This window comes from bacterium (assembly GCA_040755755.1).
GTDB lineage: Bacteria > SZUA-182 > SZUA-182 > DTGQ01 > DTGQ01 > DTGQ01.
The window spans coordinates 100,461-121,887 of the sequence record JBFLZW010000049.1 but is presented as its reverse complement, the minus strand read 5'-3'; the positions used below and the strand labels follow the sequence as shown (position 1 = coordinate 121,887).

The following is a 21,427-nucleotide window of genomic DNA, read 5'->3' as shown; positions in this document are numbered from 1 at the left end:
TATTACTCACCAAGAATGAAGTATTAACCTTGTGCTGGGCTCAATTCAGGGCATCCTGAAAACCTGATAATTTATTCGGGTTGAAAAGGATTCAGGTTCAGGAATCGCTGAATTGGTTCGCTGCTGCCATTTTTTCCTACTGCAGGAATCTCCAGGATAATATCAGATTCCATGAAACCGAGACGGGTATACCTGTCGGAATTACCTATAACCTTTTCCCCGTCTCCTTTTTGTCCATTAGAAACAAAAAGCTGGGGATGATCGAAAGGTGCCTTTTGGAACTTAACGCGCTCGTCGGTAAGGGTGAGCATAAAGGCCACCAGAGCCTCTTTTTCCTGCTCGGTCAGATTAAGCTCTTGAATATCAGGATCGAGGTTGAGAATGTTGAATCTGGCAAAATCTCCTCCCCGGTCGTAGAAGTCAACCACCTGGCGCAAGGTTGCCTTTCCTCCATTGTGGAAATAAGGCCCGGTAAGCTCTGCAGTCCGCACGCTCGGTGTCTTAAAGGCGCCATCTACAGCTACCCTGTTGAGATCGCAGGGGATTGGACACGGAAGGTCCGGGATAAAGTCACCGAAATCGCCCACGATCTGCCGCACAGGACTTTGCAGACCGGGAGGCGGATTTATTCCCCGTTTCAGAAACGCAAGCCGTGAGAATGAGAGAGGAGAGGCAAAGGGATCATTTCCCCCCCTTCCACTATCCTCAAGGGTTGGCCTGACACCGATATTATAGAAGCCGTCGTCATAAAAAGCTTCACCAACCGCCATAAACATCCGTTCAATAGGGCTATCTTTGGTGTTGCTGACAGAGGCGTTCGTGAATTCAGCACCGCCATGACAATTGATGCATTTACCCTTATTCAGGAAGATATCCAATCCCTCAAGCTGCAATGGAGTCAATTCGGCTCTCCCTTCCCGATACTGATCATAGAGAGTGTCATCGGCTATAAGAGTGCGTTCGTACATGAGAATGGCAAGCCCGAAGAAGAGAGAAAAGTTGGCTTCCATCTGGGTGAACTTATCTCCAGAAAGCGATGGAAGTGAATTCCTGCCTAGAGTGCTGCCGATACCCAAAACTGCGTAGCTCCCCAGGGAGGCTCCTCGTGATCCCCATTCCATTGAACCGATGCCGAGGTCAAGGGAATTCCTCAACGCTGCTTTCTGTGTACCCCTTCCAATTGAGCCAGTGCCTATGCTGAGCGGAGATCTCATCGATCGTACTACATCCGGGTTTTGGTAGATATATTCTTCCAGGGTAATCGGTTGGGTTGAATCCCAGTATTTATTATAGAAGGCTTTCTTGATCAAAGTAGCATAGGAAACAGTGAGGCCAGGATTTCCAACAAGTCTTCCCCAGGCATCCAATCTGGCCCTGGAAAGAGGCCCCAGCACACTGTCTTCCGGATGAACCATTTGTTTTCCAAGAGGCGTGAGTGAGAGCATCTTCCTGCCGATATTTGCAAATTCACGGCCCTGGAAGGACATCTCAAACACGCTTAACGGTGGTCCAACTGCCTGAGAAGCCAGGCTTGAGTTTTGCAGCCGAACGATTTCCTGCTGAAGTTTTCCGTTGTTATTCACATAAATCCTGGCTTTCTGGTCTGAAGCCCCAAAGGGATTTACCCCATTAAAGATATTATTGGCTCTTCCATCCCAGAAGTTAGTGAAATTAAAGGCTGCATTGATGACAGTAGGTGTATTTCTTGGCTCTACTCGCCGTACATTTTTACAGCCGACACTGAAAACCGGATCATTTTGAGGAATATTTTTTTCTTTCGAAGAAAATGGAATTGTTGACAAGAACTTGGCCAAAAAAACTCCCAGGGAGGAGATGACATCGTTGGTGTCGGCAATGATGGAGTTAGGATCATCCGGATCAGCCAGTTTGGTGAGAGGAAAATCCTCTGCTTTCAGGGTATAGTTTGGGCTAAATTGCGGGTAATCTCTATTCCCGGTAACCGGATTATTACCAAAGTTAGTATCCCCGCCGGGAAATCGCGCATCAGGAAGCCCTGGAGTAATCTGATTCTTGATCCGTGGATCTGCCCCAGCCTGGAAATGGCAACTTGCACAGGCCTGACCATCACTTCCCAGTTGTATGTCCCAGAATAATGCCTTACCTAACTGGATGGCAGCATTTTGGTCTTTTATGAATTGATCGAGATTGGGAATCTCCGGAAGCGGCACTGTCTTCAGAGATGGGGGAGGCTCTACTGACCATGCCAGGCTTGGCATAAGCAGAATGAAAACAAGAGCTACTGCTAATAACCCTCTTACATCGTGTACTGCGAACACTTTCCTTTTCATAAGACATGTCTCCTCAAGAAAAATATACGAGATAATCACATCTCTAAGTGCTCCTTTTCTTATGTCCCTCCTGTAGATCAAGAATACTATACTTGTAATTCAGGGTTGGCCTTCATATCATTTATTTTTATCGCTAAATCGAATGGATCACCTCCTTTCTCATTATCGGGAGGAAGAATCCCGCCCATAAAATCTACCCTATTTTAAAAGTCTGTCTGAGGGATATTATTGATATTAAATATAATTCAATAAATACTTAAAATATTTGGACATAACAGGTTGTCACCCTGAGGACAGTGTCATTGGCTACTCTGTATATCGACTGTTTCGAGGGAAAATACCGCTATATTCTAATATTTTTATTTTATTAATTTGATATACTTAAGATACAAAGGGATTAAAAGAGGGGACTTGGGAGATGGGAAAGACAGCCGGCAGGGGAAACGCCTGAATGATGGAATAATATTTGACTATTCAGTTCAAAACTATCGCCCCGGCCCTCCTGGCAGAGAAAAAGAGACTCATTGAACAGGCAGCTCAAGGACCTGCCTCTGAAAAGAGGAATACCGGCTACGATATGGGTGAGAAGTCGTATTCCTGCTATCAAATTGATCCTGTTACCGGCACAGAGAAAAAGATCGAATTACAAGTCAGTGGGGATTGGAGCTATTCGAATCAATCAGAAGCCGCTCAAGCCCTGATTATATGGTTACGGGATATCGAACGGGGGTTGCCCTGACCCTTGACACTATCATATCCCTCGCCATTTCGTTCATGAGGATGTTTCCTCACGAGACAGGAATATGCTCAGTTCTCCCCAAAAAGATACGGGAGATCGAGTGATGAGAATGCCCCGGCGTTAGTCATCTGCAGATATACCATAGTGCTTTTCCATGCATGCAGCGCACAAACCGTGGGAAAATTCCGTCTCGGAATAATGATTCTGAAGGAATCGTTCAATGGGAATCCATTCATTGCCCACCCGGACCTTTTTACAAAATGAACAGACGCGGATAAAGCCTTCCAGGTATTTAATCCTTGCCAAAAATCGTTTTGTCGCCAGGATTACGGGTATGGCTAACGCAACAACGTACAGCGTTTCCAAAAGACATTCCTGCCAGTTTATGGGTGTCGGCGGGCCGCCGCAGACATGGGGAAGATCGAATATTTCATCGAGCCATAAGAGAATCATGGCAACCCCAAATCCAAGAAATTCATACTGAATAATCCTTTTTGCTATTCCATTATTCACTTTCAGTTGCATTTTTTACTCTCCCCAAGGTATCATCCAGGTTGACCCAAAATTGGATCTCTCACCGATAAGAAGTATAGTATAGTATAATATATGATATAGTTTACCCTATGTTGTGGAAAATTTCAAAAATTTTCCAGACATTTTACATCGCGTGCTAAAGTCATCGATAACGGCTCATAAATTCCTAACATTTTTAGTTTATACATCAGTAGGTATTGAACTGACTGAACCATCAAAGCAGTTCCCATCACCCTGGCGAAACTGGTCTGGCTTTCATATGGGGAAAGCAATAGGAAAGAAAGGACAAAATACCGGTAATGCACTCTCATCAGAAAAGAAACTTCATGGCTTTGAGAAGAATCATCCTCTTTTCCCTTGGGGCACTCCTCATGCTTCCTGCTATTCCTTTGGCAGGATCCACTCTGACCGCTTCTTCGGCACAGGGACAACGTCCGGCTGAAAAGAGGCAAAAGCAGGTGACTCAACACAATGGCCGGTGGATGGCCGGTGATTTTCACCAACATACCTTGTATACGGATGGCAGCTTCAGCATAAATGAGGTTATATCGAAGGGCTTCCACTTCGGCCTGGACTGGCAGGCCAACTCCGAGCATGGTGGCACTTCCAGGTGGAATGAGGATAAGATATACTGGGATGATCCCAGCCTGGGGGTTCTTTTCCTGGGTGATCCGACATTCAGTGATGGTCACCGGCTCATGTGGCGATGGCAAAATCTCAGGGATTATGCCTATCCAAAGATCCTGGCCTTGCGGGCCGCCTATCCGGATAAACTGATAGCTTCGGGCCTTGAGTGGAACATCCCCGGCCATGAACACTGTCTGGTGGGCATAATCAGCAGTGATGGCCAGGCGATCAGCGATTTTGAGTATATGTTCGATCACCAGGATCAGGATACCAGCCGTGGTCTGCCCAAGCGGAATGGCAGCGGCTCGCCCTTGCAGATTCTGTGCTCCAGAGAGCATGGCCATCGGGACGCTGTAGCTGCTGCTGCCTGGCTTCAGGCCAACTACCCGCACACGAGCTGGCTTATTCCCGCTCACCCTGAGCGCCTTCGCAGCTATGACATTGCTCATTTTCGCGATCTCAATAATGCAGCCCCGGATGTGGCCTTCGGCTTTGAAGGCATTCCCGGTCATCAGAAGGCAGCGATACGCGGCGATTACAGTATTCAGTCCGACGGAGACGGAACCTACGGAGGAGCAGGCTGGTATACAGCCCAGGTAGGCGGGCTGTGGGATGCGCTCTTGGGCGAAGGCCGTGTCTGGTCGGTCTTTGCCAACTCGGACTTTCATAACACCACCAGGGGATTCTGGCCGGGTGAATATGCCAGGAACTATACCTTTGTCCAGGACAGAAACGACGATAACCGGTATTCACTCGAGGAGCTCGTCGATGGCCTGAGATCAGGCAATTCCTTCTGCGTCCTGGGAGATCTCATCGATGGGCTTGATTTTAACCTGCAAGGCCGCGGCGGTCTTGCCTTCATGGGCCAGACACTGAAAGCTGCTCAAGGTGACAGGCTGCTGGTCACTATCCGGTTCAGGAGCCCGGCGTTCAACCATCATAACGATCCTGTGCGGGTTGACCACATCGATTTGATCGCCGGTGATGTGACCGGCAGGATCGATCCACAGGACAGGAGCGCCTATTGCAGAGCCACGAACCGGAGTGCCCGGGTGATAGCCCGGTTTTCGAAATCAGACTGGAAAGAAGATAAGACAGGCTGGAAGACGATCGAATACTCACTGGATAATATCGACAAAGACAGGTACTTTCGGCTGAGAGGCACAAATCTCGGCCTGGGCATCACGGATAAAACAGATGAGGAAGGAAATCCGCTGCGTGACAGCTTGAGAGACCTCTCCTCCAACAGCCCCGAAGACGCCTGGGCAGACCTGTGGTTTTACTCCAATGCCATCTTTGTGGACGTTCATGCCGCATCAGGCTTTCCGCCTTCCTGATCTTGCCGGTGGGTTATACCTTAAGCTTTCTGCATAATCTGCATAAGATGATGCCCCTCACCTGCCACAGGGGCTCTAAGACTTCTTCCCAGAGCCCCAAAGAGGTGAGCAAATGGAGGGGGTGGAGCTTTTTTTCGCCGAGCGGTATTTCGAGTAAGCCAAATGAGGATGATAACCTTACAGCTTATTGATTCCCGAATCCTTGAGAAGCATATTTTCAATTTTTCGACCGACTTCATTCAGGTCAAAAGCCTCCGGATCAAAAGACCCTCCTACCCAGTCAAGCATCTCATCATGCTCAGGATGGTCCGGGTTCAGAATGGCTTCCAGAAAACGTTTATACTCCTGGATACCTCCGCAATCTTCCGGCGGACAAGCCCGCTGGCCATCGAGGCAGACAGGGTATCTCACCCCATCGGATACGGGCAGAACCTCTTCGACCAGAAGCTCGTGCTCCCAATTGTCGCCGAAATCGTACTCATAGATAGACCTGTCATTTACCCCGGAAATGACCTGGCTTAATCTTATCATCTTTTCGTTTTTTACTTCAGGATCATACTCAGGATCGGGTTCGGCATAATATTTTCCTCCGATAATAAACTGATGGAGATGAGAATTGGTCCAGCCCATCACTGCCTGCAGGATCTCATGGAGCTTCTTGAGAGTGGTATCACTGGTAATCTGGACCCGCCTCCAGATAGGCGGCTCGATGTCCATGAGGGTTACTTTTATTTGATAGACACAAAGGTCGGTTGCCTGTTTCCGTAAGGCCATCTTTCTTCTCCTTATTATTCAAGTTGTGTTCTTTTCTCTCCTCGATGAATAGGCTAAAATCGGGTAGATACTTTTCGGCAAAAATCAGTTAAAAATTAGCAAGAAATCCGTAAGAAAAATAGGAAATAGATATCCAGTAAAATGTGTCTGGTAATATATCTTCTCCCTATTGACTCCCCATGACGATGATCGCATTGGTGAAAAGCGTGGAGTTCGGTATGAGAATCTTGCGATTTTCGGCCTCCAGGGTCGTGTATCGAAGGTCAATTTCAATCACTGTCCCCTCGAGGCCGGCCACCGAAATGTGGTCATGTTGATGAAAAGGGGCAAAAATGATAATCAACACTCCTGCCAGGAGATTGGACAGAATATCCCTGAAGGCAAATCCGAGGGCAAAACCCGTAAGCCCCAGACCGGCAACTAAAGCAGAGATATCGATACCTGCCGTTCCAAGGGCGGTGACTGCTCCGAAACCCAGCAAGGCGATTTTGGTTATTCTCTGTATCAGGATGAGAATGTCCTTCCTGAAATTACTTTTCCGGCAAATCCGGCCAATGATTCTGGCAGCTATAGTGCTGGCAAGCAAAAACAGGAGGAAAATAAGCAGGCTCGTCAAAGCTCTGGGTATAAAGAACACGATCCCCTCGATCAGCTTCCTGACTGGCTCTTCCATAACTATTGTTTCAATTCCCCTTGCCCGGCGTAATAATGAAAATCGGCACCCGCGCAGGTACGAAAACCTGGCGGCATAGTTGTTATCCTTCTCAATAAATCGGTGATTTGTCGCCGGATTGAGGAGTTGACAATAGTTGCTCTATATATTACTATCTGGTAACAGTGACCATATTTTTCGGCAGGTCGTCGAGTTAAAACAGGGCAAACAGGACGAGGAGTCAAGTGACGAACCATCCTCAGCGGCACGGACTGATTTCATTAATCAGCCTTCTGTTCTTCCTGGGAGCGGGCGCTTCATTCACTCTCTTGAGCCTGCTCAAGAGTAGAGAGAAAGATTTTCTCCAGGATGCTGCCGGAAGGCAACCAGGCACAGGCGATGTTTCCCGGCAGGGGGCAGGCCCTTATTCACTGCCCGGACGATCACCGGAACGAAGGGCACAAAGGCCGGACCCGCAAACCCTGGAGGCACTGCGCAAATTTTTCTCTCTTCCCCGGCATCGAGGCCCCGGCGTCCAGGGAGAAGAAGAAAGGATCCCTCCGGATGGCTCTTTTGCCCATCATCCCAACCAGGTCAACCAGTCGGATATTTCCGGTATCTCCGGCGATTCCCCTCCTGAAACCAGTCTGGCCGATATTGCCGACTACGATACGCTCGATCATAGCTACACCCTGAAGAAGGCCGATCTTTCGTCTGCGTCTGCCAAAGAGAACATACCGGCAGATTTACTGGCTGCTCTCAGGGTACTCAACCGAAGAGGTATGTCTGCGGATTATTTTCGCACGAGGGAGTATGAAACAGCTTATCAGGAAATTGACCTGTTCTACCCCGATTACTATATCTGGCCCTGTTTCACCAATACGGAGGCCAGGACCAACTTCTTTTTATTCCTCTTCAGCAGGTATGCGGCGGACAACAGAAACTGGAGGCGGTATGAAAAGGATAAATCCGACTGTTCTCAGTTTTCGCAAAGGGTCTATTTACTGCTCTATCCCGGCGAGGTACACATGGAAGATGAGCACTATTTTCGTTTTCTTTTCTCCGATGGAAAAACCAGGGAGGAGAGAAAGAAGCTCTGCAACAAGATCCCTGCCGTCCTGTACACCACCCTGACTCCCTACCTTCCGAAGAGGGAACGTTCTGCTCCTCCGCCTTCGGGTCACGCCATGATTTCCTTTTCCCCGGACAGTAATTTCCAGGAAGTGATTCTCGCTGAACCTCAGACCGGCGACTTTGAAAGCCTTGACGCGAATCCGGCCAATATCCTGGATGATTCTCTCAAAAGGTATCCGCTGATCTGCCAGATGGGTAAGGTTGTAAGTATAGCGGAAGACAGGTCCCATGAGGCAAGGATAACTCTCTCAGGAGTCTATCTCCTGCCAGGAATTTCGCCCCCCGGTGATTTGAAATACGGTCAGGAATATCCCCGGTGGGATTATGGGCCAAAGCCCATCCTGATGCAGGGTCAGACTTACCTTCTTTTCCAGGCCATTTCCTCTTACCTGAGCCGGGTGCTGAATGACCAGTCCGTTGACCGGATTGGCTTTCTCCTCTCTCTGGAGGGCATGGCCCGGAATGGAAAGCTCTCTCTTTTGCATTCGCACAGCGATCTTGAGTCCTCGATCGATATCGTCATGCATGGCCTTATCACTCTGGAGCCGGAGGATCTGCGGCAGGTAAGGGATGAATTCAAGGAGCTGAGTGAGCTTGCAGACAGGCAGCCCAGCCTGTCACCGGAAGTCGCAGATTTTGCTGCCAGGCTCAACTACGGCTTTTTACTCAAGCTTGAGCAATTCATCGGCTGAGTCTCATAAAGAAACCCGCCCCTCCGACAGGCTCCAGGCTTCTCGAATCATAACATTTGCTTACTGCTGCCCATTGATGCTATACTACGCACTGAGGCTGATAAGGAAAAAGCAGGGAGATATACCATGTTTTTCTGGCTGTTGATTCTCTTCATCACTGTGCCGATGATTGATCTTGCCCTGCTCATCAAGGTCGGCACCATGATCGGGGCGCTCAATACTATCCTGCTGACTATCATGACAGGTATTGTGGGGGCGGCTCTTGCCAGGCACCAGGGGCTTGGAGTGATCAGCCGAATCCGGAGGGAGCTGGCCGGCGGGCATCTTCCTTCCGATGAGCTTTTAAATGGAATATGCATTCTGATTGGAGGATTCCTGCTGCTTACGCCGGGGCTTTTGACCGATGCCCTTGGTTTTGCTCTTCTGATCCCGCCAACTCGGAATCTCATAAAAAGGTATCTGCGCTCCAGATTTCAGCGAAAAATTGAAAGTACTTTTTTCATTCACCGATAACGTGACCATTTTTTATCACCAGTAGGAATATCCTGTGAATATCGGCATTGTCTGCTATCCGACCTATGGGGGGAGCGGGGTTATAGCCACGGAGCTGGGTCAATTCCTGGCCGACCGGGGGCATACGGTACATTTCATCAGCTATCATCTTCCGGTGCGCCTGCAGGCAGGGCTCAGCCGGGGAATCACCTTTCATCCGGTGGAGGTCGTTTCCTATCCGCTGTTCAGGTTTCCTCCCTATACGCTGGCTCTGGCCGCAAAAATCATCGAGGTGATTCAACAATATGGTCTGGAAATCATCCACGCCCATTATACGGTGCCGCATACTATGGCCGCCTATCTGGCACTTAAAGCCCTGGACGACTATCCGGCCAGGATCATCACCACCCTGCACGGCACGGATGTCAACCTGGTCGGCATGGATCCTTCCTACCGGAGCATCACCCGGTTCGGGCTGGAAATCAGTCACGGGGTAACGGCCGTGTCCCATTATCTTGCTGAAACTACCCGGCAGGAGTTTGCATTTTCCCGGCCCATCAGGGTGATCCACAATTTTGTCAATACCCGCACCTTTATAAAAACACAAAGTCTGGCAGGGAGAAAAAAATATGCTCCCTGCGGCGAGAAAATCATCACTCACATCTCAAACTTTCGGACAATCAAGCGGATTCCGGACGTTTTGGAGGCTTTTCAGCTCATTCAGCGTCGAATTCCTGCCGTGCTGCTGATGGTGGGAGACGGACCGGAAACGCCGACCTCGGTTAAACTTGCCCTCGAAATGGGGCTTTCGGCAAAGGTGCATTTCCTGAAATTTGTCGGTTCTGTTCAGAAAATCCTGAATATCACCGATGTATTTTTACTTCCCTCGGAAATCGAGTCGTTCGGTCTGGCCGCACTCGAGGCCATGAGCTGCCAGGTGCCGGTAGTGGCTTACCGTGTTGGGGGCTTGCCTGAAGTGATCGAAGACGGACAAAGCGGCTTTCTGGTCGATAAGGGAGATGTCGAGTCTATGGCCCGGTTTGCCCTGTCGATCCTGGAAGATGAAAAGCTCGGCCGCCAGCTCGGAGAGCGGGGGCGGTATCTGGCCGTAAGCCGGTTTTCAGAACAGGATAAAGTGGCTGAATATGAACAGTACTACCAGCAGATTATGCAGGAGTGATAGAGAAAGTGGCCAGTGGTTAGTGGCCAGTAAAGGAAGTGGTCAGTGGTCAGAAAAAAGGAGAGTATCTTGAATCATGAAGTTTGAATCACTTGCTGAGCTGGCCAGTCTGAAGAAATATTTTCTCCGGTTCAAGGTGGCCTATGTTTTTGGCTTTATTTCTCTTCTTCTGACCAGTATCTTCACCCTGCTCATCCCCTGGGTATTGAGGAAGGCGATTGACGGTATCAGGGCCGGGATCGAACCGTCCCTGGTGCTGCGCTATGCCGGATTGATCGTTCTCTTTGCTCTCATCCAGGGTTTTTTCAGGTTCTGGATGCGCAATACCCTGATCGGCATTTCCCGGAAGGTGGAGTATCTTTTGCGGAATGACTTTTTCGCACACCTTCAGACCCTCTCCCTCTCCTTTTTTCAGCAAAAACGGACCGGGGACCTGATGTCGCTGGCGACCAATGACCTGAACGCCGTCCGTAACCTGCTCGGCCCCGGGATCATGTACCTGGTCCATACCCTGATTCTGTTCCCCCTGGACATTGGCTTCATGATCGCCACCAACTGGCAGTTGACCCTGTCGATCGTCATCCTCTTTCCCCTGGTCTCTCTGGCAGTCATGCAAATTTCCCGGCACCTTCATATCCGGTTCAAGGCGGTGCAGGAACAATTTTCCCTGATCAACACCCAGATCCAGGAAAATTTTTCAGGCATCCGGATCATTCAGGCTTATGCCAGAGAAGAGTGGACAGGCCGGGAGTTTCAGCGGGCCAATGACGTCTATCTGCACAGGAATATGCAACTGGCCAAGGTCGGCGGGCTCTTTCACCCCCTGATGGCTTTTCTGACCGGGTTTTTTCTGCTGCTGATCCTCTGGATCGGAGGGGCTCAGGTTATCCACGGAAAGATGAGCATTGGCGGCCTGGCTGCCTTTATCGGCTACCTGGGGTTGCTGCTCTGGCCGGCAGTGGCTCTTGGGTGGGTGATCAATCTCTTTCAGCGGGGAGCGGTGTCTATGGGCCGCATCAACGAGGTGCTGCGGATCGAGCCTGAAATCCGCGATGTTCCGCAGACCATCGGCAGTCTCGATGGCCCCTTTCGGGGGGAAATTGAATTTGACCATGTCGATTTTGCCTATACTCCCGACGGCCCCCCGGTCCTTTCGGATATAACCTTGCGGATCAGGCCGGGTGAATCGATCGGCCTGGTCGGCAGGACCGGGGCAGGCAAAAGCAGCCTGGTCAATCTCATTCCCCGGCTGTATGATGTCTCAGGGGGTGAGATCAGGATCGACGGCCATGCGATCAAACAGATTCCCTTACAACAGCTTCGGGAAGGTATTGGCTATGTTCCCCAGGAGACCTTTATCTTTTCCGACTCGATCAGGCAGAATATCGGCTTCAGCCTGGCTGAGGAAAATCCCGATCTGGTCAGGGAAGCGGCCTTTTTCGCTCACCTGCTGGACGATATCGAAGGCTTTCCCGACCAATTCGAAACCGTGGTCGGCGAACGGGGTATCACTCTGTCCGGGGGGCAGAAGCAGCGGATGGCCATATCCCGGGCCCTCATCCGCAAACCCTCGATTTTAATCTTCGACGATGTTTTCTCCAGTGTGGACCTGCAAACTGAACATCAGATTTTGCAGAAGATCCGCCCGGTGATCAAAGGGCGGACCTGCCTGATCATTGCTCACCGGCTGTCCGCGGTGCGCGACTGCCACAGGATCTATGTTCTTGAGCAGGGAAGGATCGTGGAATCGGGCACCCATGAGGAACTGATTAACCTGAACGGTCTCTATGCCCAAACCTATCAGAAGCAGTTACTGAGGCAGGAGCTTGAGGAGGAAGATTAAAACCTGCCATGCACGATCAACAGTTCCCGACTGACGAAATAGCGGGGAAAATCTACGACTGGCAGTTGATCCGACGGCTTTTGCACTACATTGTCCCCTACCGGCTCCTTCTGGCCACAACCCTGATTTTTCTCCTTGCGGGCGCAGGTCTTGAGCTTGTCGGCCCCTATCTGGTTAAAATCGCCATCGATACTTATATCAAAGCAGGGGATTTTACCGGACTTTCCCGGATCTGCGTCATTTTCCTGCTGGCTCTTGTGCTCAGGTCATTATTGAGCTTTCTGGAGAGCTATGCCACGCAACTGCTCGGACAGCGGGTCATCCGTGACCTTCGGATGGAACTGTTCAACCATGTCCAGTCTCTTTCCCTCTCCTTCTTCGACCGGTATCCGGTAGGGAGGATCATGACCCGGATCGGCAGCGATGTCGAGGTCATCAACGAGATGCTGTCGGATGGGATCCTGATGGTGCTGGGGAACGTTCTGACCCTGCTCGGTATTCTCCTGGTCATGCTCTGGATGAATGTGCGCCTGACCCTGGTGATCTTCTCTATTCTCCCCCTGGTAGTTGCAGCCAGCCTGAAATTCAGGACCGGCGTGCGGCAGGCATTCCGGGATACCCGGGAAAAAATCGCCCGGATCAATTCCTTTCTGCAGGAAAATATTACCGGGATGAAAGAAGTGCAGCTCTTCGGACGGGAGAAGCAAAACTTCGGCCACTTTGACCGGATCAACCGCGAACACCAGGATGCCTATCTGAGGGCCGTTTTCTACTATGCCCTCTTTTTCCCCTTTATCGAGATTCTGGCCTCGGTCTCAACCGCCCTGATTATCTGGTACGGGGGGGTCAGGGCTTTTGAGGGCACCCTGACTATCGGCCTTCTGGTAGCCTTTATCGAGTATATGGGGCGGTTCTTTCGCCCGGTCAGGGAATTGAGTGAGAAATATAACGTGCTGCAGGCCACCATGTCCTCGGCGGAGCGGATTTTCGGCCTGCTGGACACCCGGCAGCAGGTTAGGGTGTCAGTCAGCCCGCGGCCATTTCCCGGCTTGCAGAAAGAGATTATCTTCGATCGGGTCTGGTTTGCCTATGAAGGGGAAAATTATATCCTGAAGGATATCTCTTTTTGTCTGCCGCGGGGGAAGACCCTGGCCATTGTCGGGGCAACAGGAGCGGGCAAGACCTCTATCGTCAATCTCCTGGGCCGCTACTATGATTTTCAGCAGGGCCGGATCCTGATCGATGGCGTGGATATCCGGGAGTATGATCTCAAGGAGCTTCGATCGGCCATAGCAATGGTTCAGCAGGATGCATTTTTGTTTTCAACCACCATTCTCCATAACATAACCCTGGGAAACCCGGCTGTCAGCCTGAAGAGAGTCCAGCAAGTTGCCGAATATATAAATGCCAGCACCTTTATCGAACAGCTCCCGGAAGGCTATCAGCAGGTACTGACCGAACGGGGAAATACCCTGTCTGCCGGGCAGAAACAGCTCCTGGCCTTTGCCAGGGCACTGGCGGGCGGTCCGGATATCCTGGTTCTGGATGAGGCCACGGCCAGCATCGATTCCGAGACCGAGAGCCTGATCCAGGATGCTCTTCGAAAACTGGTGCGAAACCGTACCTCTATTATCATTGCCCATCGATTGTCCACCATCACCGATGCGGACCAGATTCTTGTCCTGCATAAGGGAAGGGTGGCTGAGGAAGGGACGCACAGCACACTGCTGCTCAAGGGAGGAATCTACAAAAAGCTGTACGAGACCCTGGTGTGGAAGCCTTGACAAATCACCAAGAGGATGGTATCTATTGTATTCAGATAAGTATAACTAAAGAGGGTTGCAGACAGATCGGTTATTTACCCCGTTGTTCTTCAGGAAAAGGAGATGATCTATGCAATTTCGGTCCACCAAAGTTTCCCAACTGGTTATTCTCAATCTCATGCTTTTGACAACTGCGCTGTTTATCGGAGGGATCATTTCGGATGCCGACGGGGCACAGAATGCCAGCAAACAGGTATCCCAGCAGATAGCAGCGGGGAAAAAAATCTTCGATGAGGTAAATTGCCTGCTGTGCCACGTGCTCAACGGACAAGGCGGAGACGGAAAAGGCAAACCGCTGAATAATTCGAGGAATCTGGGTGGAGTAGCCGTTCACCGGGATCAGGCAAGCCTGCGGGCGTGGTTGAAAGCTCATCTCTTTGAGGAACCACGGATCGATATGTTCGAGGAAGATCCCACCGATGCGGATATTGAAGCTCTGGTTCAATATCTCTCCACCCTGAAAGATCCGACTGCCCCTGACGCCCACTCTCTACCATCGCCGCCAGGAAAATCGGCAGGTAAATAAGTGGCCGGTGAAGAGTGAACAGTAGTCAGAATTCATGAGCCAGGAGGGAAAAACCACATTTCGGCTCCTGGCTTCCGGTTTTTCCGTGAGGGTATGAAAGAAGTAGAGAATTATCCGATCTATGTCCCCATCCTGCGCAATATGTTCAACCTGAGCCTCCTCGGCCTCGGACTGTGGATCCTCGGGGGGCTGCATTACAGCCTGGCCCTCCTGTATGGCTTCTACTGCCTGGCCGCAGCTACCATGATTATGCCCGCCCTTCGCTGCACCCGGTGCTACTACCACGGGCGGCGGTGCAGTACCGGTTTCGGGCTCCTGGCAGGCCTGCTCTACCGCAAGGATACCTGCCATGCCTTTACCGAAGGCATCTGGCACAATGTTTTCCTGCTGCCCATCGGCCTTTTCCCCCTTGGCGGAGCAGCATGGCGGATCATCTTCATCAGGGATTCTGCAAGCCTCTGGCTGGGATCAGGGCTTGTGCTGGTTATTACCGGCCTTTTGACCGAACATGCCTGTCTTGGCTGCCGATCCTGCAAGGAACTGGCCGGATGCCCGGCCCGCTGGGTAACAGGCCAACCTGCCCCGACAGAGCCGGTGACAAAGAGCCAGTGAATCAGGACAGGAAAAAAGTGGCCAGTGGTCAGTGGTCAGTGATCAGTGGCCACTGATCTATGGATCAGTGGCTGATATCTCCTCATTAACATTTCCTGACATTAAGGACTATAAACAGAGAAGAAAGACTATGCTAACTCCAAAAGAACAAATGGAAATACTCACCAAAGGTGCGGTGGAGATCATTTCTGAGGATGAACTCCTGAAAAAACTGGAGCAGTCGGCGGCAACCCGCAGGCCCCTCCGGATCAAGGCTGGATTTGATCCCACGGCCCCGGATATACATCTGGGGCATACGGTTTTGGTTCAGAAGCTGCGGGATTTTCAGCGGCTTGGCCATGAGGTGATTTTTTTAATCGGCGATTTCACCGGCATGATCGGTGATCCTACCGGCAAATCGGAAACCCGCAAAACCCTGACCAGGGACGAGGTGATAAAGAACGCCGAGACCTATCAGCGCCAGATTTTCAAGATTCTGGACCGGGAAAAGACCACGGTGGCCTTCAACAGCCGGTGGATGTCCGAAATGAACGCCGAGGGGCTGATTAAGCTCTGCGCCCGGCAGACCGTAGCCCGGATGCTGGAGCGGGATGATTTCTCCAGGCGGTTTGCCAGCCGCATGCCGATCAGCATCCACGAGTTTCTGTATCCCCTGATTCAAGGGTATGATTCGGTCATGCTTCAATCCGATGTAGAGCTTGGGGGAACGGATCAAAAATTTAACCTGCTGGTGGGAAGGGATCTGCAGCGGGACTGGGGGCAATCCCCCCAGGTGGTCATGATGATGCCCCTGCTCGAAGGAACCGACGGGGTACAGAAGATGAGCAAGAGCCTTGGCAACTACATCGGCATCGATGAGGATCCTGACCAGATGTACGGCAAGATCATGTCCATTTCCGATGATCTGATGATCCGGTATTACAACCTGCTCACCGACCATCCGGCCTCATACATTGAAAGGCTGCGGCGGGAAATGGCCGAAGGAATTATGAACCCGCGGGATGCGAAAAAGGACCTGGCCGCCTATATTGTCAGGCAATATCATGGAGCCGAGGCTGCCAGGACAGGGGAAGAGCATTTTGAAGCTGTTCACCAGCGAAAGGAGATCCCGGATGAAGTTCCTGAATATACGCTCGCTCCGGGCAGCCGGGTATGGCTTGTCCGGATCCTGGTCGATTCCCGCACGGTGGACAGCAGCAGCCAGGCACGCCGATTGATCAAGCAGGGAAGCGTCAGTATCGACGGTGAGCGGGTGGTCGATGAAAATCTGGAGCTTGCCGCAGATGGAGAACGGGTGATCAAGGTCGGGAAGAGGAAATTTTTAAAGGTCAAAGCAGGGCAGGGAGAAGAGAAATGAGAAGGACGAAGATTATCTGTACTATCGGGCCTGCCAGCCGGAACCCGGATGTTCTGGAGAAGCTGATCCGGTCAGGGATGGATGTTGCCCGCCTCAACTTCTCTCATGGAACCAGGGAGGAGCACCGGCAGACCCTGGACCTTGTTCGGTCGATATCGCATGCCCTCGGAAAGCCGGTGGCTGTTTTGCAGGACCTGGCAGGGCCAAAGCTTCGAATCGGCTCCATTGCCGGAGGAGAAATTCTGCTCAAACAGGGAGACATCTTTATCCTGACTACGGAGCCGGTGGAAGGAAATGCTTACCGGGTATCGGTAAACTACCCTTTGATGATTCAGAGCATGAAAGCCGGAGATGCCCTGCTCCTGGCAGATGGAAGCATCCAACTGGAAGTTATTGCCACAAGGCTCAATGAAGTTGAATGCCGGGTGGTGATCGGGGGAACTCTTGCCTCTCACAAGGGAATCAATCTGCCGGGAGATACTTCATCCATTCCCGCTTTTACCTGCAAAGACGAAGAGGATCTTCGCTGGGGGATCGAGCAGGGGGTGGATTTTGCAGCCCTGTCTTTTGTCCGGACAGCGGAAGACCTTTGTCAGGCCAAAAGTCTTTTGAAGCAAACAGGTGCTTCGACCAATCTTATCGCCAAGATTGAAAAGGGGAGTGCGGTTGAAAATTTCGACCGGATTATCGAGGTTGCCGACGCAGTCATGATTGCCAGAGGAGACCTGGGGGTTGAGATTCCGCTGGAGAAGGTTCCGGCTATCCAGAAGCAGCTCATCAGAAAGGCCAACCGGGCAGGGAAACCGGTCATTACGGCCACCCAGATGCTCAAATCCATGGTGGAAAATACCCGGCCTACGCGGGCTGAGGCTGCGGACGTAGCCAATGCCGTACTCGATGGTTCCGATGCCCTGATGCTTTCCGAAGAGACGGCTGCGGGGAAATATCCTGTTGAAACCGTTCAGGTCATGTCCAACGTCATCAGAGAGGCGGAAAACAGCTTTCCCTTCTGGAGGAATCTGGAGCCGAAGGCAGGCTGTGAGCCCTTGACTATCGAGGAGGCTGTCAGTCAGGCCAGTAATGACATGGCTTATTACCTGAGAGCGAGGGCGATCATTACCCCTACGGAATCAGGGCAGACAGCCCGGCTGATTGCCCAATACCGGCCCCAGGTCCCCATTCTGGCCTTCAGTCGGCACAGCTCCACGCAACGCAGGCTCCAGCTTTCCTGGGGCGTCCATCCATTTCTCCTGCCCGATTTTTCCGACCTGGATGACATGATTTTGCAGGCCAAGCAGATAGCCGAAAGCAATGGATGGGTTTGCTGCGGCGATATCGTGATCTTTACTGCCGGTCTGCCGCTCAAGGAGGCCGGGACCACCAATCTGATCAGGGCAGACAGGATCTGAATATATGCACCAATGCTATGCTTATAGTTGAAACGGCGGGTTACTTTATCGCTTTGAGCCCGAAAGAAATTACCTGCTGCATCCATGATGTTTGGATTTGGGCGAAGGAAAGGAAAATAGCAGCCATGCCAAAGAGCACAACAAGGCCCGTCCCTACTACCGTGCCGATTACCCATCGGCGGGTTGTCTGGTTATCAGCTTTGATTGTCTCTACTTTTTGGTCGATATACTCTACCCGTTGGTCAATATGTTCTACCCGTTGGTCAATATGCGCGACCTTTTGGTCGATATGCATAATGGCCTCATCGATACGCTGGAATCTCATTTCCAGGTACTTTTCGAAGTACTCCGGTTTCGGTTCATTTTGCTCTGGCATATTACCTTCTCTCTTGGCTACCATATCTACAGTATATCTTACTTTTCGGATAGAAGTCAAAAATAATTGATGTACTTAGAGCCTGCACAGTTACTCTCCGGAGAAATCATCTCTCAGATACCTGGCGATCCACTCCGGCACGGTGGCTTCAGGATAACTGTCGAAATGGGGAAGGTAAGGTTTGATATCCAGAATTGGCGTGCCGTCAATGGCATCCAGTCCTTTGACGGTCAGGGTGCCATCTTCAGGAGAAAAATCGAGCAGCTCAACCACCGACAGGCCGATAGGATTGGGCCGGACCGGAATGCGGGTGGCAAAGATTTTAACTCGCTTGGGCTTGGGATTGTCCTTGGGCATTTTCCACAGCCTGTGCTGGCTGATCCAATACAGAATGATCACCCGCGAGAATCCCTCCAATCCGCCCAGACCTCGTTTATAGTGTGATTTCAGCTTGATCTGGCAGGTATCCGCGGTCCATCCGTTCCGCTGCAGATGACGCACCTGGGTAAATCTTTTAATCTCCGAGATTACTACGCCGATTTCCTTCAATTCCATGAGCACGGTGGGCAAACACTCCTTCTGGTTTATTACCTTCTCTATCGACTTTCTTTTCCTGATCCTTCGGATCCAGGGGGCAGGAGCCAGGAGAACTTCCTTCCCGGCAGAAACATCCGATGTCGCAAGGGAGCAGTAACCGATAAGGAATGATGAGGTGAAATCCGGGAAGATTTGCAGATCAAGAGGAGAATTGACGCATGAAACAAGGGGATATCCCCCTCTTATATTTCCTTCTTTCACTGATTTTTCTGCTTTCCGTGGGAATTTCTTCCACCCATGCAGCCGTGGCCATAAAGATGAGCATGGAGCCGGTCAACACCGGGAGCCGGTCAATCAGCCCCGGAGACGGGGTCCGTTTACGGTTCATGCTCATCGATATGGATAACGAGCTTATTGGCGGTATTATGACCGACATTTTGTTCGATAAGGAAATCCTCTCCATTTCTCCTGACCGGGATGTGAAAGTCTCGTCGGACATGCAGAACAAAAAAACACTGTATTCGAACCTGATCCGGGACAACAAGCTGAGGGTAATGGTAATCGGCTTCAATGACCGGGTGATCCCTCACGGCAGCGAGCTTTTCACCGCCACCTTTACCGTGCTGAGGAAACCCGCCTCTTTGCCCGGCACCATGGTCTATCAGCATGCCTCTTCAACCTCCTCCCAGGGCGTCAATATCGGTACTGCGGCCAACAGCCTTTTTATTCCTGTCTCGGATTCGACGATGTCCCTCGCTTCCCTCTCCGGTACCGTATCCGAATCCGGGAAGGGGGGGCTGCCCAGCGCTCTCGTGGGTCTGGTTTCCAGACTCCAGCCCGAAATTTTTTTTCAGACACTGACCGACTCTTCAGGAAATTACTCTCTGCCCGGTGTCATAGAAGGAACCTATACCCTGGTGGCCGTAAAAGGAAATTACAATTCATACCTCGAGAAAAACGTCGTCTTCTCTCCGGGGGATGCGCTGGTTAAAAACATTACCCTGACTAAAGGACAAATCCAATTTACCTTCATTTCTCCCATCACCCCCGATGAGGGAACCTGGTATACCTCCCGCTCCTCGATCACCGTTTCCGGCATCACGCCACAGAATACCGGTTCGGTGACGGTTCAGGGAAAGCCCGTTTCCGCTTACACGCCCGCAGATCTGAGCTGGTACACGGGCATTTCTTTGAAGATAGGAGAAAACATCGTCAATGCTTCGGCTCTCGATAAGGACGGCAAGAGTATTGGCCAATCGAGCATTAAGATCGTGGTAACTTCTGCCGGTAAGTTTAAAATCACCAATCCTGCGGATGCAGACACTTATGAGACCCAGGCCGCTTATTTGACCATAGGAGGGCTGACGGCCCCTGAAACAGCGACTATCGAAAGCAATGGAGTGAGGATTGGCGGTTATTCAGGCGGCCAGACCAGTTGGGAGACATCGGCCAGTCTTCACCAGGGAATCAATTTTTTTTCTTTTACGGCCAAAGATGGCTCCGGAAAAGTGGTCGGGACAGATTCCCTGTCCATTCTCTCCACCCAGGGAGGAGGGGGAGAGGGATCTCTCACTATTATCAATCCTGCATCGAGCGGTTATTACCAGACCGGCCAGTCCACAATATCTATCGGCGGGCAGGCCCCTTCATCGACCAGCTCCTTGACCATGAACAGCATACCCCTGGCCGGGTATGTTCCCGGCTCCGTCTCCTGGAGTACTTCCTCCCTGACGCTGGCTATGGGAGATAACAACTTTACCTTCAAAGCCTTTGATATCGCTGGGAACCTCCTTGGCGAAACCGGCATCACGATCAATTATCAGCCGGGATTCGTGGATAAGACTCTGATAATCAAAGTGCCGACCGAAAGCGGCCAATATACCGCCGAGAATCAGCAACTCAGCCTTGGCGGCGATACTCCTTCCAGCACCAGCCAGATCCGTGTCAACGGAAAGACCATTTCCGGATATCAGGCCGGAAGTGACAACTGGTCCACCACCATCTCTCTGGAAACAGGGGAAAACCAGATTGTGGTTGCGGCCTATAATGCCCAGGGTGAAGAAATCGGGACCGATTCCATAACCATATTGTTCAGCCAGAGCTTTGGCGATCTGTTCATTACCCAGCCCACCGATGCCCCCACCTATCAGACCAAAAGAAAGCAGGTTCTCCTCGGAGGAAAGACCTCACCCGACACCACCGAGATACTGGTCAACGACCAGGTGCTTTCCGGTTATCAGGCCAATACCACGGTCTGGTCGTATAATGCCTCCCTGCCGCTGGGGAAAACGACCTTTACCGTTCTGGCCTATGACCTCAACAACGACATCCTGGGCAGGGATGAAATCATTATTACCAATTCAGGTGTTCTGGAAATCACCCGGCCTACGGTCGAAGAGGATTATGTTACGGGAAAAAAAAACTCCTGTTAAGCGGAACCGTTCTCCCGACCCCGGAAGAACCGCAGCCCTCGG

Annotated in this window: 18 protein-coding genes; 12 read left to right on the top strand and 6 right to left on the bottom strand. The window is 51.2% G+C overall.

What is annotated here, in order from left to right; translation table 11 throughout:
- Positions 1 to 71: 71 nt before the first annotated feature.
- Positions 72 to 2,309, bottom strand: coding sequence for a cytochrome c peroxidase (locus AB1611_15095; protein MEW6380918.1), 2,238 nt, complete (start codon positions 2,307 to 2,309; stop codon positions 72 to 74).
- A gap of 466 nt (positions 2,310 to 2,775) precedes the next feature.
- Here AB1611_15095 and AB1611_15090 point away from each other — a divergent pair, with 466 nt between their 5' ends.
- The gene (locus AB1611_15090) at positions 2,776 to 3,048 is read left to right on the top strand and encodes a hypothetical protein (GenBank protein MEW6380917.1); all 273 of its coding nucleotides are present in this window, start codon (positions 2,776 to 2,778) and stop codon (positions 3,046 to 3,048) included.
- Between the two features lie 120 nt (positions 3,049 to 3,168).
- Here the strand turns inward: AB1611_15090 and AB1611_15085 are convergent, their stop codons facing one another.
- Positions 3,169 to 3,573: a hypothetical protein gene (locus AB1611_15085; GenBank protein MEW6380916.1), complete on the bottom strand. Its 405-nt coding sequence runs from the start codon at positions 3,571 to 3,573 to the stop codon at positions 3,169 to 3,171.
- A gap of 335 nt (positions 3,574 to 3,908) precedes the next feature.
- Here AB1611_15085 and AB1611_15080 point away from each other — a divergent pair, with 335 nt between their 5' ends.
- Complete coding sequence (locus AB1611_15080; GenBank protein MEW6380915.1) at positions 3,909 to 5,546, top strand: hypothetical protein; 1,638 nt, start codon at positions 3,909 to 3,911, stop codon at positions 5,544 to 5,546.
- A gap of 177 nt (positions 5,547 to 5,723) precedes the next feature.
- On the opposite strand, the gene AB1611_15075 is transcribed toward AB1611_15080, so the two are convergent.
- On the bottom strand, positions 5,724 to 6,320 hold the full coding sequence (locus tag AB1611_15075) for a plasmid pRiA4b ORF-3 family protein (GenBank protein MEW6380914.1): 597 nt from the start codon (positions 6,318 to 6,320) through the stop codon (positions 5,724 to 5,726).
- Between the two features lie 166 nt (positions 6,321 to 6,486).
- On the bottom strand, positions 6,487 to 6,993 hold the full coding sequence (locus AB1611_15070) for a mechanosensitive ion channel domain-containing protein (GenBank protein ID MEW6380913.1): 507 nt from the start codon (positions 6,991 to 6,993) through the stop codon (positions 6,487 to 6,489).
- Between the two features lie 224 nt (positions 6,994 to 7,217).
- Between AB1611_15070 and AB1611_15065 the strand changes: the two genes are divergently transcribed.
- The 9 genes from AB1611_15065 (at position 7,218) to pyk (ending at position 18,040) form a co-directional block, all read left to right on the top strand.
- A complete protein-coding gene (locus tag AB1611_15065) occupies positions 7,218 to 8,798 on the top strand; it encodes a hypothetical protein (protein MEW6380912.1) in 1,581 nt (526 codons plus the stop codon).
- A 126-nt stretch (positions 8,799 to 8,924) separates the two neighbouring features.
- On the top strand, positions 8,925 to 9,311 hold the full coding sequence (locus AB1611_15060; GenBank protein MEW6380911.1) for an FxsA family protein: 387 nt from the start codon (positions 8,925 to 8,927) through the stop codon (positions 9,309 to 9,311).
- Between the two features lie 34 nt (positions 9,312 to 9,345).
- Positions 9,346 to 10,470 (top strand): N-acetyl-alpha-D-glucosaminyl L-malate synthase BshA, encoded by a 1,125-nt coding sequence (bshA, locus tag AB1611_15055; GenBank protein ID MEW6380910.1) that lies wholly within the window; start codon positions 9,346 to 9,348, stop codon positions 10,468 to 10,470.
- A gap of 76 nt (positions 10,471 to 10,546) precedes the next feature.
- Positions 10,547 to 12,313: an ABC transporter ATP-binding protein gene (locus tag AB1611_15050; GenBank protein ID MEW6380909.1), complete on the top strand. Its 1,767-nt coding sequence runs from the start codon at positions 10,547 to 10,549 to the stop codon at positions 12,311 to 12,313.
- A gap of 8 nt (positions 12,314 to 12,321) precedes the next feature.
- Positions 12,322 to 14,097: an ABC transporter ATP-binding protein gene (locus tag AB1611_15045; protein ID MEW6380908.1), complete on the top strand. Its 1,776-nt coding sequence runs from the start codon at positions 12,322 to 12,324 to the stop codon at positions 14,095 to 14,097.
- A gap of 109 nt (positions 14,098 to 14,206) precedes the next feature.
- Entirely contained in the window at positions 14,207 to 14,662 is a 456-nt protein-coding gene (locus AB1611_15040) for a cytochrome c (GenBank protein ID MEW6380907.1), read from the top strand.
- Positions 14,663 to 14,755: 93 nt separating this feature from the next.
- Positions 14,756 to 15,274, top strand: coding sequence for a hypothetical protein (locus AB1611_15035; GenBank protein ID MEW6380906.1), 519 nt, complete (start codon positions 14,756 to 14,758; stop codon positions 15,272 to 15,274).
- A gap of 130 nt (positions 15,275 to 15,404) precedes the next feature.
- The gene (tyrS, locus tag AB1611_15030) at positions 15,405 to 16,631 is read left to right on the top strand and encodes a tyrosine--tRNA ligase (GenBank protein ID MEW6380905.1); all 1,227 of its coding nucleotides are present in this window, start codon (positions 15,405 to 15,407) and stop codon (positions 16,629 to 16,631) included.
- On the top strand, positions 16,628 to 18,040 hold the full coding sequence (gene pyk, locus AB1611_15025) for a pyruvate kinase (GenBank protein ID MEW6380904.1): 1,413 nt from the start codon (positions 16,628 to 16,630) through the stop codon (positions 18,038 to 18,040). Before tyrS ends, pyk begins: the two co-directional genes overlap by 4 nt.
- Before the next feature lie 40 nt (positions 18,041 to 18,080).
- Here pyk and AB1611_15020 read toward each other — a convergent pair whose 3' ends face one another.
- Both AB1611_15020 and tsaA read right to left on the bottom strand, forming a co-directional pair.
- Positions 18,081 to 18,416, bottom strand: coding sequence for a hypothetical protein (locus AB1611_15020; GenBank protein MEW6380903.1), 336 nt, complete (start codon positions 18,414 to 18,416; stop codon positions 18,081 to 18,083).
- A gap of 90 nt (positions 18,417 to 18,506) precedes the next feature.
- Positions 18,507 to 19,214: a tRNA (N6-threonylcarbamoyladenosine(37)-N6)-methyltransferase TrmO gene (gene tsaA / locus AB1611_15015; protein ID MEW6380902.1), complete on the bottom strand. Its 708-nt coding sequence runs from the start codon at positions 19,212 to 19,214 to the stop codon at positions 18,507 to 18,509.
- Between tsaA and AB1611_15010 the strand changes: the two genes are divergently transcribed.
- The gene (locus AB1611_15010; GenBank protein ID MEW6380901.1) at positions 19,172 to 21,385 is read left to right on the top strand and encodes a carboxypeptidase-like regulatory domain-containing protein; all 2,214 of its coding nucleotides are present in this window, start codon (positions 19,172 to 19,174) and stop codon (positions 21,383 to 21,385) included. The genes tsaA and AB1611_15010 overlap by 43 nt on opposite strands.
- The last annotated feature ends 42 nt before the right edge of the window (positions 21,386 to 21,427 follow it).